Origin of the sequence: Nostoc sp. (assembly GCF_036917815.1) — a bacterium.
In the GTDB taxonomy this organism is placed as follows: Bacteria; Cyanobacteriota; Cyanobacteriia; order Cyanobacteriales; family Nostocaceae; genus Nostoc.
Genome location: NZ_JBALEK010000020.1, coordinates 62260 through 76813 on the forward strand (window position 1 = coordinate 62260; position 14554 = coordinate 76813).

Consider the following 14554-nt stretch of genomic DNA (forward strand, 5'->3'; position numbering starts at 1 on the left):
TCCCCGAAAGTAACTAGACGAGAATATTTGATTTTCCTCCCGATTGTTAATTTATCTCATTTTAATTTATAGAAGTTAAAACTGTAATTAACTTCAGTCTAAACCCTGAGCTATAAGCTACTAAAACATACTCGGATGTCTTAGTAAATTTTATTTGCAAAAATAATTACAAATATATAACCGATCCTATTTAAGTAAATATACTATGTACTCAAGTCAATCGTCCTCTGTTAAAAGTTAGAGATTCGGGCAAGAAGTTTGTCAATCTCATTAGAGAGATAAGTAAGTCGGTGAGAAAAATTCAATGTATATGAATAAATTTTACGCACTTGAAGTCAACCTACCTCTGGGTCAAAAAGCGATTCATTGGCGATTCCTGACCACCCACAAGGTCGTTTGTTGAGAACAAGCACTCTGTGTAATTAGTATATACGGCGAATTGAACAACTGCTTGCCACCCTCAAAACCGCCTTCTTAAATATCAAAGCGACCCAATTACCATTGCTGCCATCCAGCGACTAACGGGAGCATCTCAATGAGTGTAAAAACACGTTTGCCCTAGCGAATGGAATTCGCGGCTATACAGACAAAACCCACCTCCGTGGGTTTCAAATCCTTTGAGTCCGCGTAGGCGGCCTACCCTTCTCCTTCGGAGACGCTACGCGAACGGGTTCCCAACGGGGTACGTTTGTGTAGCCGCGATTTCTAATCGCCTGGTATATTTGCTTTCGCTGAGATGCTCCCGCGACTAACTGTGTTGGCTTTGTCACTTGCTGTCCGAATTTTACAAATGCGATCAACATCAGCCCAACATCTGATTATTTTGCACCCAATTGATATCTTTCCTTTAACAGCTGGGTATTCTAAGTTTACTCTGCTAACAACATCTTCATAAACTTGCCTTCAAATCAAATACATTTCCGCAATTTTACTGTGAAATTATGCACTTTTTCTTTATCAGACTTGAATTAAATAATTTTGAAAAAATCAGTGTTTACCGGATAAAAACAGCAATTCATCAATGATATAACTTTAAATAAATTCTCCTATGTTTGAGCTACTTTATTTGAAATTTAGCAAAACCAGATGTAGTAGTTAGTTACATAAGTATAATCTCATATTCTGCCTATAAATTATGCCTAAAAAATATTTGATAGGCATAATTGAAGATTTCAGAAAATCAAACATTCGCTAAAAACACTTGACAAGGAAGCACCTATGTCTCGAAAACGTCAGCTATTCAAGGTAATTCAAAAAACCTTCAAACAAGTTAGCAAGCAGTTTTTATCTGCAATTAATAAGCAAATTATTTGGCTCCTGCGGGCTATTTTTGGTACTCAAACAAGACGCGGCTCAGAGAATGCTGGGTTTTTATTGCCCACAGTGGCAATGGTATTAATAGTAGTTGTATTATTGACCGCCGCCATTTTATTTCGGTCTTTTGAACGCTCCAAAAATGCCAGTAATGTGCGAGTGAATCAAGCTGTACTTAACGCCGCAGCACCAGCCCTTGACAGAGCTAGAGCAAAATTAGACAAGCTATTTGCCGACAGCCGACTGCCACGATCAGTACCTTCAGATACAGTTTTAGAGAGTACCTTAAGTACTAATTTGACTGAATATACTCTGGGAGATGAAACTCCATTAACACTGCGTTATGCTTATGCATCTGCACCACCAGAAGGTCAGCCATTACCTTTGGCAACGGCATGGATGTTCCCCATTGATACAAATAACAATGGTAAATTTGACAGCTTTACTCTTTACGGAATTTACTTCCGAACTCCGCCTATAACTAATGGCACATACAGCCGCCCTAGAAATCCTCTAGAGGCAAGAACTCCACCCATGACTGCTGGTAGTGTAAGCAGTGGTTGTAAAAATAGTGTGGGAACAAGTGCAACTTTAGTGGGGAGTACGGGCTGGGTTAATATTGCTAGTCAGCTTCAAAAAAGCTTTTTTGTCTACACTGCTAATGTTCCCATTACTAACAATAACAAACCAACAGGTAGTGATGCAGCCAATTACGAAGCTTTTAACGGGAATAAAGGTTTTTCAAGTTTAGAGTATCAACAAGACCGTGTACAACTACCGCTAGTTAACAATGCGGTGGTTTATAACGATGATATAGAACTTACCCCAGGTACCAAATTTAACCTAAATGGCCGGATCTTGACTAATAGTAATTTCCTAACTGGTAGCGGTTCTAATAATATCACGCTTTATCAGGTTAGTAGTCAAAATTCCTGTTTCTACAGTGAGGATAATGCCAAAATTGTTGTAGGAGGCAATTTAGGGGCGGGTGGTTTTACTGCTACTAGTGATGCAAGTAACAGTACTGGAGTGCATTTATTCCAAGGGCAAGGAGTTGCTCCTAATCAAAATCTTAGTGTTCAACCTAACAAATCAGTCACTGACCAACCGAATAATATTGCCTACAATAGCCTAGCTTATGCACAGCGCATCAATCTTTTGGTGCAAGCACAGATGGCTAACGCTGCATCTACTGATCCACAGCAAGTTCAAGATGCCATTACACAGCAACTACAACTATTAAATTTAACTACAGCTACTGCCAGTGCAGCGCAACAATCCAGTGTCCGTAATAACCAGTTAATACTTTACTTTCAAGACCGTACCCGCCGTGTACCCTATGGTGAAGCTGCTTTTGGTGCAGATGCAATCATAAATCCTACGACTAGTATAGATTATACCACTAGTACAGTTTTACAAGGAAGTGGTAACTCGCTGCGTCCACCAGACACTTGGGTTTATCCCTTTAATCCTAGTGATGGTCAAACTAAAACTAATTATTCCAATTTAACACTTAACATTAGTAATTCTAAGCTGCTACCTAGTGCTACACAACCAACTCAGCAACAAACACTAGGTGTAGAACAATACGTTGGCGATCGCGTTTTGCTTGGCAATAACCTACCTGCATTGTGGTGGAACGGAACAACATTTATTGGTTCAAATGCTACCACAGATACCCAAAATATTACAAATGTTAACTGGGATAGCGGAAGTGGAACTCGCACTCGCAGCAGTGGTGTACAGCAATTGGCTGATTTAGGAATTGTTAGCCGAGATGGAGACTGGGAATCAGCAGCTGCTACAGTACCAACAACTCCCGATGATCCTGTGGGTGGCTTGCGGGTAGTCACTGGTGCAGGAATTTATTTGCCTCCAACTTTTACTGTTAGTAGCACCCAAGCTGCTTTGAATACGGCAGCGGCGGCTACAAATAGAATTTGGTCAGATATGATGCCCGTGCCTAATACTATTGCTAGTGGCATTAATCCAGATACTTACAATTCCAGTAAAGTATATTTACCAGATCCTAATAATACGCCGTATTTACGGATGAGGGCTACAGCAGTTTATCACTACCAAGCGAGTGGCTACAGTGCAACAAGCCCTAAACCAATTGCTTGTATAAGTAGCTTCTACGACCCTACAAATAGTAATACAGCTAAGAACCTTGCAGCCCTTCCATATAACGGCAATGCGAGTGGTAACTCCCATAATGGTATTGTCTACGCAGCTCCAACAAAGGGGGTTGCTGACTATTTAGCTTTACTAAAATACCAAGCTAATTTAATGTATCCCAATGGGCGGTTGGTAAATCCAACACTGAACACCGCTATGGGGCTAGTCGCTACCTCTGGGACACTCACAATATCAGAGCAGTCTGCTATTGATGCTTCTGTTTGTGCCATCCAAATATTAGATGGTAGTATCGGCTCTCCAACTACTAGCGTCATTCCTCACGGCGCAATTTACGAAAATGCTTTTTTAGATGCGAGACAGATTAAGGCAATTCATAAAGATGTCTCAACAGCTGGTGTAGAAACATTCACCAACGCTGATGGTGTAAATGGAAATGGAACTGGGACATCAACGCTTTGTTACTTTCAATATCCCTGTACTATTGCAACTGGGGCACCCGCAAACGTACCAAATCCATCTACTAGTTCGTCGGCTCCAGATTATGAACTCGCCAAAGAAACCCGCCAACCTCTGGAAATTCGCGCCACTGTATTAGACATTAATAAGTTGCGGACAACACCTTATGGTACAGCAACACCACAAGAATACTTAATTCCCAATAGTGGTATTATTTACGCTACTCGTGATGATGCACTGCCGGATTTGAGTTATCCTGCTGGAATTACAGCAACAGACACAGCGACACAAATACAAGCAAAACAAGCTACTCAACAATCACAAAGCCCTGTAGATTATAAACTTGATCCAACTCGCCGTCCCAACGCCATCATGTTGATCAATGGCAACCTACTCTCGCGTGTTCCGACTTACAGAGATGCAGAAAAAGGCTTGGTTCTAGCTTCTAACTTGCCTGTATATATTCAAGGCGACTTTAATAAACATACACAGCAAGAGTTTAATACAGCTCTAGCTAGTGATTGGAGCAATTTTTACTCTCGCGTTGCATCAGACCTGAATCCAAACTTTGCTTGTCGTACTGGTGACTCTAGACTACCAAATTGTACCACTGGGGATGCATGGCGACCTGCCAGCGTGTTGTCAGATGCGATCACACTTCTTTCTAATAGCTATGTGACGGGCTACCGCAGTGATGGAGACTATGACCTGAATAATAACTTGGGTGATAACACTTCTATTACCGCATTTCAGAACAATGGGTTTGCTTTTGTCAATAGTAGTAATGCTGTAGTTACTACCAACAACAGTAATGTCGTGAATAGTAATGTTGGCAATGCTACTCTCTGGTATGACCCTGCTAATAGTGACTTGCCCCTTACCACTGCAAACAGTTCTTACCTCAATAACTTTGTGACACCCATCCAGCGAAGAAGAACTGCTCCAGAGTATTTAATGGAAGTCTGTCCGAAACTACCTGTTTCGGCTTGTGATCCGGGTAAGGATTGGTACGTAACAGTAACCGGTAGTGTAAAAGCCTCATCTGTTATTGGACAGACTTTTTCTCTGAATACCCATTTAGCAGGTACAACAGCACAATCACAATCACCGACTGGTTCTAATTCTCAATATCTAGGCTATCCTCGCCGTGTTGCCTTTCTGCGTGATACTACATCTGGACAACTCATGCCTGATCCTAATAATCAACCAATCATTATAGGTATCAAAGGCGGGAAAATAACTCAATTTCCACTGAGTACTTTTAGTTCTAGCAATAGACCAGATTCCGCAGCGAATGCTCTCTGGTTTCTAACAACTACAACAAATTCAAACACAGCAATCACTGATAATTCTCCCCCAATAGTTTTACCATTGACTGCTGGTACAACAAATCAACCAGCTTTATCGCCAATGTTACAAATTCAAGTAGCTTTCGGCACTGATCAAACTGCATCACCAACATCAAGTAACAGAATAGGTCCTAGCAACATACAGAATTCTTATTGGCTGCAACAAGCAACAGCTACCACCTTTAACTTAGCCGCAGCAGGGGGAGACACCCCGGCTCGTCCTCTAGAAGATAATGGTGGTTTACACAACTTTGTCCGCCTCCTGGAAAATTGGAACCCAACTGGTGCCTTAAGCGATGCCATTGCAGCTACAATTAACGGCTCTTTTATCCAAAGAACCCGTAGTGCCTATGCTACTGCACCATTTGTAGCATACTTAAATAACACATCTTTAGCAGCATATCCGATCGCTAATAGCAATGGTCAAGTACCTTTTTATCTGGCTCCCAACAGACAATGGGGTTATGATGTCGCCTTGCTATCGCAATCACCAGACGCATTTTCGCAAAAGTTAGCGATAACGCCAAATAACAAACCCAATGAGTACTTCCGGGAAGTTGCTCAAGATGATACATGGATGCAAACGTTGTTGTGTGCCAAAAAAGCCTCAGATAGTACTAATGTCGTCGATAGCACTCAACGTCCTACTAGCTGCTCATCATAAAATGTCAAAAACTGGTTAGTAACTATGATTAAGTGCAAACAACAGCAAATAAGTCACCCGTCTGATGAAGCTGGTTTTACGATCATTGAGTCACTGGTAGCAATAATCATAGTTGCTATTGCACTGGCTGCGATCGCGCCTACCATCGTGATTGCAACAGCAACCCGCGTTCAATCAAAACGCGTAGAACTAGCCACACAAGCTGTCAGAACTTTCATCGATGGTGTGAAAACTGGAGCAGTTGCAATTCCTGAACCCACTAATATCACTACTACGACTAATGCCACTATTGTATTGCCTCAATCAAGCGCCACAACATCCAGGAGTTTAGCGGACAATTTACTTACCACCACAAATATGCCAGTTCCTACGGCATCAACATTGTTATATTGTGTGACAAAAGATGCAAATAATAACCTAACTATTAGTGCCCCAAGCTGTACAAGCAACCTATTTTACATTCAGGCTGTAAAAGTTATAGTAACAGGAAGTACCCCAATTAATACCACAACAGGTCAACCAATCGATGGTTACGGTTTGGGAATTAGAGTTTATCGATCAGATATTGACTTTACTAAAACTGTCAACGCTAGCACTAGTAGTACCAATAATAGACAAAAAACTTTTACTGGGAGTTTGGGCAGTACCCAATCCCCACTAGTGGAAATGACCACTGTAATTGGTTCTAAAAACACTACCTTCAATGCTCTATGTCAGCGTCTTGCTGTTACTAGCAGCACTACTACTAACAACACTTGTAATTAATTCTGTGTAGTCAGGTTGAAAGCTGACTTTTAAGGTTATGTGGAAAAACCAGCGCGAAACCTAACCCCCTAGCCCCCTTCCCTGCAAGGGAAGGGGGAAAATTCCAAACCTCTCTACTCTTAGGCTACGGAGGTGGACTTTGCTTCTATAGTCGCAAATTCTATTCGCCCAATACTTTTAAAACATCTTCTAAGAGGGTGTTTGAAAAGTTCTTCTCTTGGTAGTAAAACGTTTTAGATCCCCCTAAATCCCCCTTAGAAAGGGGGGACTTTGATTCCAGGTTCCCCCCTTTTTAAGGGGGGTTAGGGGGGATCAACAAGTGCCTAAAATCACAGCTAAATACTTTTAAAACATCTTCTAAGGGGCAAAAGCTAGTTATGAAGAATGGACTAAAATTTCTTCTCAGCATTCAGTTGAAACATTCTAAGTTTGTTCAGCAAATTAATGGTTTTACCCTGATAGAACTGTTGGTAGCCTTATTGCTGGCATTCCTGGTGCTGACACCACTGCTAGGATTCATGGTTAATATTCTCAGTACAGATCAGAAAGAGCAAGCCAAGGCAAATTCTGAACAAGAACTCCAGACAGCAGTTGATTATATGACCAATGATTTACAACAAGCTGTCTACATATATGATAAAACTGCACTGACTACCAATTCAAACAGTGTCCCAGCAAGCTCAGGAATTCAAGACCAAATACCCCCTGTTAAACCAGCTAGTGTTTGTAGTTCTACTACTACTTGTCAACCAATTCTAGTGTTTTGGAAACGCAAGTTTCTATCGGGTGGGATTACACTTTCCAGCAGCACTACAACCAGCACAACAGACGACACTTTTGTTTACTCACTAGTTGCCTACTATTTAATCAAAGATAGTAATACTAATTGGTCAAATGCGGCTCGTATTGCCAGATTTGAAATTAGGGATGGAGTTCTGGTTGCTAGTGGTACTACTACTGGTACTGCTGGGAATTGTACTGGTTATTCCAATGATACATATATTGACACTAGCCACTGCCCCGATGCAGGTTTTCAGCGTTTTAACCTGAATCTACCAGGTGCCGTAGGTATCAGTCAGCAAATGAATTCATGGACAACAGCCTCGGCAGCTTACACTCAACAACCTTTAGTACTAGTTGATTATATCGATCAAACCTCTATTGGTTCAACAACTCTTACTTGCCCCACTGGAACACTTAGCTCAGGTAGTTTTATGGGCTTTTATACTTGCGTTGATGTTGCCAACACCACAGCACAGGTGTTTTTACGAGGCAATGCACTAGCTCGGTTGCAAACTAGCAATTTCGATTACTCTTCAAGTAACCAAAGTTACTTTCCAACAGCAAGCGTCCGCGTTCAGGGACGTGGATATTTATATACTAAATAAACTTGATATACGCAGCACAATTAATGGTGGGACATTATGGACAACCTAACTTCAAAGTTATTCCACGCTAAGATGTGTAATAAAAACACCAAGGAACGATTTCATCCTCAACACGATGCTGGCTTTACCTTAATAGAAATGCTTGTAGTGGTGCTAATGATCGGAATTTTATCAGCGATCGCAGCTCCAGGTTGGTTTGCCTTTCTAAGTCGACAGCAGGTAAATAAGGTTAACGACGCAGTTCTAGCAGCACTGCGAGAAGCACAGAGCGAAGCTAAAAGAAATAAACTTAGCTACAGTGTCAGTTTTCAGACAGATAGCACAACTCAAGATGTAGATGTTGCTATTTATCGTACCACTGCTGGAATCAGCACATGGAAACGTTTAGGGGCAGATGTGGGAGCCAATTCTAATAAATTACTGCTGGGCACAAATCTCACTAGTGCAAACACTGTTAATTCCACCTCTACTGTATCCTACCCTGCTTCAAATACGTCAACACAGATTACTTTTGACTATATGGGAGCTTTACCAACTTTACCCACTCCAAACTTTGGATCTGCTACAGTTCCAGGGTTAAAAATAGTAATAGCTGCACCAAGCCCTACAAACTCTACATCGCCTGGTATAAAGCGATGCGTCATTGTGGAAACTCTCTTGGGAGCAATGGTAACAGCAAAAGACACTCAATGCAATTAAGCGGTTTTGCTAGGAATCTTTATTTAAAAATACGTAATACCACTGAACATAAAACTGCACGTTGATAGCAAAATTGAAACATCATCTGCACTTCTAATGTTTGATAGATTTATTTAAGAGTCGCTGACAAACTAGCCATTGGCTGAACATAATAAAAAGCGTCTTAATCAACATATCAAAATGAAACTTTTGTCAAATGACTGAAAACCTTGACTTTACTGTAGCTATCCCAACTTATAACGGTGAAAGTCGTTTACCTGAACTACTGGAACGACTGCAAAACCAACTTAACACCGAAAATTTATCTTGGGAAATTATAGTTGTAGACAACAACAGCACTGATAACACAGCTGAAGTTGTTCAAAGCTATCAACAAAATTGGCAGTGTCCTTACCCTTTAAAGTATTGCTTTGAAGCGCGACAGGGAGCAGCTTATGCCCGAAAAATGGCAGTTGCAGAAGCTAAAGGTAGATTCATAGGTTTTCTAGATGATGACAACTACCCAGTATCAAGTTGGGTATCCGCAGCTTATGCTTTTGGTGAAAAATATCCGAAAGCGGGAGCTTATGGCAGCCAAATTCACCCTGACTGGGAAGTAGAACCACCAGAAAACTTTCAGCGAATCGCTCCATTCTTGGCAATTACAGAGCGAGGTAATTTACCGCTATTATATGAACCAGCCAAAAAATTACTACCTCCCTCTGCCGGACTTGTTGTTCGTAAACAAGCATGGGTTAAAAGTGTACCAGATAAGTCTATTTTTAATGGGAGAGTTAAAGGCAATATGATTGGCAGTGAAGACTTAGAACTGTTGTCTCATATTCAAAAATCAGGATGGCAAGTTTGGTATAACCCAGAAATGGAAGTTTATCACAAAATACCAGAGTTTCGTTTACAAAAAGATTATTTAATTCCCTTTATTAGAGGTATTGGACTTAGCCGTTATGTAACTAGAATGATCAACATAAAGCAGGTATATAGACCAATTGCTCTTCTATCTTATATGATAAATGATCTGCGTAAAATCGCTTTCCATGTCCTCAAGTATCGAACTAAGATAAAACAAGATTTGGTGGTTGCTTGCGAAATGGAACTTTATCTAAGTAGTTTCATTAGCCCTTTCTATCTTTGGAAAAATGGATATTTAAAAAAATAAGTTATCAAAATATTAGCTATTATGACTGAATTAGCAATTGAAAATTTAGATGTTAGCGTAGCCATTCCTGCATATAATGGAGCAACCCGTTTACCTAAAATATTGGATAAACTATTAACCCAGACAGGAGTAGAAAAACTTAACTGGGAAATTATTATTGTAGATAACAATAGTTCTGATAATACATCTGAAATAATCCAGAATTACCAAAAAGATTATGATGGAATCTGTCATTTAAGATACTTTTTAGAAACCGAACAGGGAGCCGCTTTTGCAAGATTGCGGGCAGTACGTGAATCTAGAGGGCAGCTAATAGCATTTTTAGATGATGATAACTTACCTGCTCCTAATTGGTTATCAGAAGCATATATTTTTGGATTAGAGCATCCTCAAGCAGGTGCTTGGGGTGGACAGATTCATGGTGATTTTGAAGTCAAACCGCCAGAAAATTTTGAAAGAATTCAAGCTTTTTTGGCTATCAGAGAACAGGGTTCAAATCCGCATTTATTTGATGCAGATAATTTAAGACTTCCTCCTGGTGCCGCCCTAGTTGTGAGGAAACAAGTATGGTGTGAAAATGTACCACAACGACCTAATTTAAGCGGGAAATTGCCTGGTATTTTGGTGCAGGGTGATGACTACGAACCATTGCTTTACATACATTATGCGGGCTGGCAAATTTGGTATAACCCTACCATGCATACTTATCATCAAATACCACATTGGCGACTTGAGAAAGATTATCTCCTAACTCTGGCACGCGGCTGTGGCTTGTGTATTTTCCAGTTACGTTTGATAAATACTAAAAATTGGCAAAAACCAATAGTGTTTGTGAAAACTATTTTAGGAAATTTACGCCGAGTATTACAGCACCTCATTCAGTATAGAGGGCAATTGAAAAGTAATCTCATTGCTCTTTTTGAGATGGAGTTTTACTTGGCTAGTATGATGAGTCCTTTTTACTACTTAAAATGTAACCTAGGCAGAGTATTAAAAAATAAATCAGCGCTATAAAATGATGATAATCAGCAAAAACTTGCCGAAGATTTCTGTAATCATCCCCGCTTATAATAGTGAAAAAACTATTAATCAGACAATTAAATCTGTTTTGAATCAAACTTTTGCTGACCTAGAATTAATTGTAATTAATGATGGTTCACAAGACTCAACTTTAGAAGTTGCTACACAAATCCAAGACTCACGAATACAGGTATTTTCCTATCCCAATGCTGGCGGAAACGTCAGTCGTAACCGAGGATTACACCATGCAGTTGGAGAATTTGTTAGTTTCTTAGATGCAGATGATCTTTGGACACCTGATAAACTTCAGTCTCAGTTAAAAGCTCTGCAAGAAAACGTGACTGCAAAAGTTGCTTATAGTTGGACTGATTATATTGACGCAAATGGTCAATTTGTAGTTTCAGGTAAGCGGATTAATGTCAATGAAAATGTTTATGAAAAATTGTTGTTAAACAACTTTCTAGAGAATGGTTCCAATCCATTAATTTGTAGAAAAGCTTTAACTTCATTAGGTGGCTTTGACGAATCTCTAAGTGCGGCTCAGGATTGGGATATGTGGTTAAGATTAGCCTCTAAGTTTGATTTTATATGTGTACCATCTGTACAAATACTATATCGCATCAGTGCTAATTCAGTTTCTTCCAATCTTGTCAGGCAGGAAAAAGCCTGCTTGCAAGTGCTTGAGAGAGCATACAAGGAAAGACCTTCTCTACGAGACGCTACACGAACTACACTTAAGTATAGTTGGCATATAAGCCTAGCAAATTTATACAAATACCTGACTTGCAAAGCTCTACAAGAGCCGTTTAATAGGCAAAAAAGTCTAGCATCTGCTAGATTTCTCTGGAAGTATTTTCTTAACGACCCTTCAAGACTTCAAAATATAAATTTAACCTTAAAATTGTTGTTGAAAATTGCGATAATTTTTACCTCGCCCACCTTGTTCTACAGTATTATTAATCGCCGCGAAGTAAGAAAGCAAGAAACTAAAAGATTCCTCAACATCTGGGTAACTGAAAATCGACCAGAACGTAAAAATGGATACCCAGGTGCATTTACGATCTTTAGTTAATGCGAAAAATCTCTGGAATAACCACTCTAATACTGGTTTTACTTTGCCAGAGATGTTAGCTGTTGTTGTATTAATTGGTATATTAGCGGCGCTGGAAATACCCAACTGGCTGGCTTTTGTAGAAACTCGCCGTCTAAACACTGCCCAAAACGAAGTTCACCTTGCTTTGCGCCAAGCTCAAAGTCAAGCTACCAAAGATAAATTAACTAAGCAAGCCAGTTTTCGCATACAAAACGGTGTAGTGCAATGGGCAGTTCATCAAGCAGAAGCAGGGCAATTTGTTCCTGATGCTGTTAAAAACAATGGCAACCTCTGGCATAATCTTGAGCCAAACACTCGTATTTATGAAGAGCAAAACAATAAAGGAGCAAAGGAGACAACTTTACGAAAACAGACTTCACAGCAAGTATGGCGAGTTCTATTTAACTACCAAGGTTGTCCTATTTATGAAGTTGGAGATGAGTGTACTAACACATCACTAAGAACACTTGGACAGATCACCTTATATAGCCAAAATGGTGGAAAGGTTAAGCGTTGTATCTATGTTTCTACGATTTTAGGAGCAATCAAAACTGGAAAAGATCATCTGAGAGCCAACGAAAACGACAAGTATTGCTATTAAGATATTTTTAGTTGATTCAAACAAGGTATTGTGTGCTGAACTTACCAGGAAACTCAAAACAGCACTTGATTATTTTCACTCGCTATCCAGAACCAGGTAAGACAAAAACCCGATTGATACCTGTTTTGGGAACTGTTGGTGCTGCCAATCTTCAACGAGAAATGACTGAATATACAATATTTCAGGTTCAAGAATTGCAAAAAGTAGCTGTTATATCTGTAGAAGTGCGGTTTAGCGGTGGCGATTTGCAACTCATGGAAGATTGGCTGGGGTTGGATTTGGTTTACCAGTCTCAAGGTGAAGGGGATCTAGGTTTGCGGATGGCGCGATCGCTTTTTGATGCCTTTCAATCTGGTGCAGAAAGTGTAATTATCATTGGTACAGATTGTCCTGGAGTGAATGCCCAGATTCTAGCGACGGCCTTTGAGAAGTTACACACCTTTGATCTTGTACTTGGCCCTGCGATCGATGGTGGATATTACTTAATTGGTTTGCGCCAACCCATCCCAGAGTTATTCGTTAACATCGATTGGGGAACTGCTCAAGTATTCCAGAAAACCGTGGACATTGCCCAAAAACTTAATTTATCTCATGTGAATTTATTGCCTTTAGCTGATGTTGATCGGCCGGAGGATCTGCCGATTTGGGAACAAGCCCTTGCAGGGGAGATCGGGTAATTAAGGAATTTCCAACATATAAATTAATTATCTAATCTTGTGGGGTGGGCATTTTCCCTGCCTTCGGTTAAGGGCGCTGGTGTCGCCCACCCCACAAGAAGTAGTTGAGTATTTTTTTATTTGGAAGTTCCTAATGAGTCTTTTTTTCAGCCCTGCATCATGTTCGTATCTTAAAGTACCAGGAATTTCCTGAAGACACTGTACATAACAAATGTTACTGTGGCATAGTTGAAAACCAAGAGGCAGATAGCCTTTACCAATATTGAATCTGCTTTGTGTTTCTACAAAACAGTCACGGTCATGGGCACAATATTCAAGTAGCTTCAAATATGAAAATCACCCGTATTCACCGCCAGTTTGAAAAACTATGGTTAACCGTTTTCCTTCCGTGAGTACTACCCTCACACTTAAGGTAGTTGCAATAATCTGCATTTTGTCTTTTTTCGTTGACTTTTTGATTCTATCCTTACCCTTTCAACCTACTGATCGGCTATGGCAAATCAACTTGGCAACAGCGCTAGTTGATCGGGGAATTGTTCCTTTAGTAGGCTTGGGGCTTCTGTTTACTGCCTATTGGATTGATAGTGCTGATGCAGGAAGCGATCGCCCCCAAGGTATTGATTTAAGATTTCCCGCCCTGATCCTCTCAAGTATTTTAGGGTTGATGTTCTTGCTGATTTTTCCCCTGCACCTCAATAACGTCAATCAAGCTAAGACTCAAGCACTTACTCGAATCACCCAAGAAGCAGATCAGGCAGAAACTCAACTGAACAATCGGTTATCGCAATTGCAAGCACAACTGAATACCGACCAAGGAAAAGCTCAACTAGAGCAGCTGCGAACTCAAACCAAAGCTCAGTTTAGTGAAATCCTCAAAGACGATCAAAAATATAAGCAAGCACTTGAAAGTCCTCAAATTCCCGCAAATATCAAAGAGTTGCTGAAGAAGGCTAAAACAGATCCTCAAGCACTTGAGAAAGCTATCGAACAACAAACAGATGTTCAGACACTGCGAACTCAACAACTAAGCCAACTTCGCCAGCGCAGAGAAGAAGCAGAGAAACAAGCTAAAGATACTGCTTTGAATTCTGGACTGCGGATTGGGATTAGCAGTTTGCTGTTGTCCATTGGTTACATTATCATCGGCTGGACAGGCTTAAGAGGTAGGGGTGCTGTGCAAGGTAAACCTAGAGCTACCGCCCGCTAATCTTCTATTGGCATGGCAGTAGGACG

General features: G+C 40.4%; 10 protein-coding genes and 1 pseudogene. All 11 read left to right on the forward strand.

The window, feature by feature from the left end:
* Positions 1-325: 325 nt before the first annotated feature.
* Positions 326-498: pseudogene (locus V7K97_RS05860) on the forward strand (IS4-like element ISSysp3 family transposase); the annotation flags it as partial.
* A 720-nt stretch (positions 499-1218) separates the two neighbouring features.
* Positions 1219-5922 carry a hormogonium polysaccharide biosynthesis protein HpsA gene (hpsA, locus tag V7K97_RS05865; protein ID WP_334799810.1) on the forward strand — a complete coding sequence of 1568 codons (4704 nt, stop codon included), beginning with the start codon at positions 1219-1221 and terminating at the stop codon, positions 5920-5922.
* Between the two features lie 24 nt (positions 5923-5946).
* Complete coding sequence (gene hpsB, locus V7K97_RS05870) at positions 5947-6687, forward strand: hormogonium polysaccharide secretion pseudopilin HpsB (protein ID WP_334799811.1); 741 nt, start codon at positions 5947-5949, stop codon at positions 6685-6687.
* Between the two features lie 377 nt (positions 6688-7064).
* Positions 7065-8075: a hormogonium polysaccharide secretion pseudopilin HpsC gene (gene hpsC / locus V7K97_RS05875; protein WP_334799812.1), complete on the forward strand. Its 1011-nt coding sequence runs from the start codon at positions 7065-7067 to the stop codon at positions 8073-8075.
* Between the two features lie 36 nt (positions 8076-8111).
* Positions 8112-8774, forward strand: a complete 663-nt coding sequence (locus V7K97_RS05880) for a type II secretion system protein (protein WP_334799813.1) — start codon at positions 8112-8114, stop codon at positions 8772-8774.
* Positions 8775-8970: 196 nt separating this feature from the next.
* On the forward strand, positions 8971-9930 hold the full coding sequence (gene hpsE / locus V7K97_RS05885) for a hormogonium polysaccharide biosynthesis glycosyltransferase HpsE (protein WP_334799815.1): 960 nt from the start codon (positions 8971-8973) through the stop codon (positions 9928-9930).
* Between the two features lie 21 nt (positions 9931-9951).
* The gene (hpsE, locus tag V7K97_RS05890; RefSeq protein WP_334799816.1) at positions 9952-10944 is read left to right on the forward strand and encodes a hormogonium polysaccharide biosynthesis glycosyltransferase HpsE; all 993 of its coding nucleotides are present in this window, start codon (positions 9952-9954) and stop codon (positions 10942-10944) included.
* Position 10945: 1 nt separating this feature from the next.
* The gene (locus tag V7K97_RS05895) at positions 10946-12022 is read left to right on the forward strand and encodes a glycosyltransferase (RefSeq protein ID WP_334799817.1); all 1077 of its coding nucleotides are present in this window, start codon (positions 10946-10948) and stop codon (positions 12020-12022) included.
* Positions 11988-12644 (forward strand): pilus assembly FimT family protein, encoded by a 657-nt coding sequence (locus V7K97_RS05900; RefSeq protein WP_334799818.1) that lies wholly within the window; start codon positions 11988-11990, stop codon positions 12642-12644. The genes V7K97_RS05895 and V7K97_RS05900 overlap by 35 nt, the downstream gene beginning before the upstream one ends.
* A gap of 32 nt (positions 12645-12676) precedes the next feature.
* On the forward strand, positions 12677-13321 hold the full coding sequence (locus V7K97_RS05905; RefSeq protein WP_334799819.1) for a TIGR04282 family arsenosugar biosynthesis glycosyltransferase: 645 nt from the start codon (positions 12677-12679) through the stop codon (positions 13319-13321).
* Between the two features lie 367 nt (positions 13322-13688).
* The gene (gene hpsJ-B / locus V7K97_RS05910) at positions 13689-14528 is read left to right on the forward strand and encodes a hormogonium polysaccharide biosynthesis protein HpsJ (RefSeq protein WP_334799820.1); all 840 of its coding nucleotides are present in this window, start codon (positions 13689-13691) and stop codon (positions 14526-14528) included.
* Positions 14529-14554: the final 26 nt, after the last annotated feature.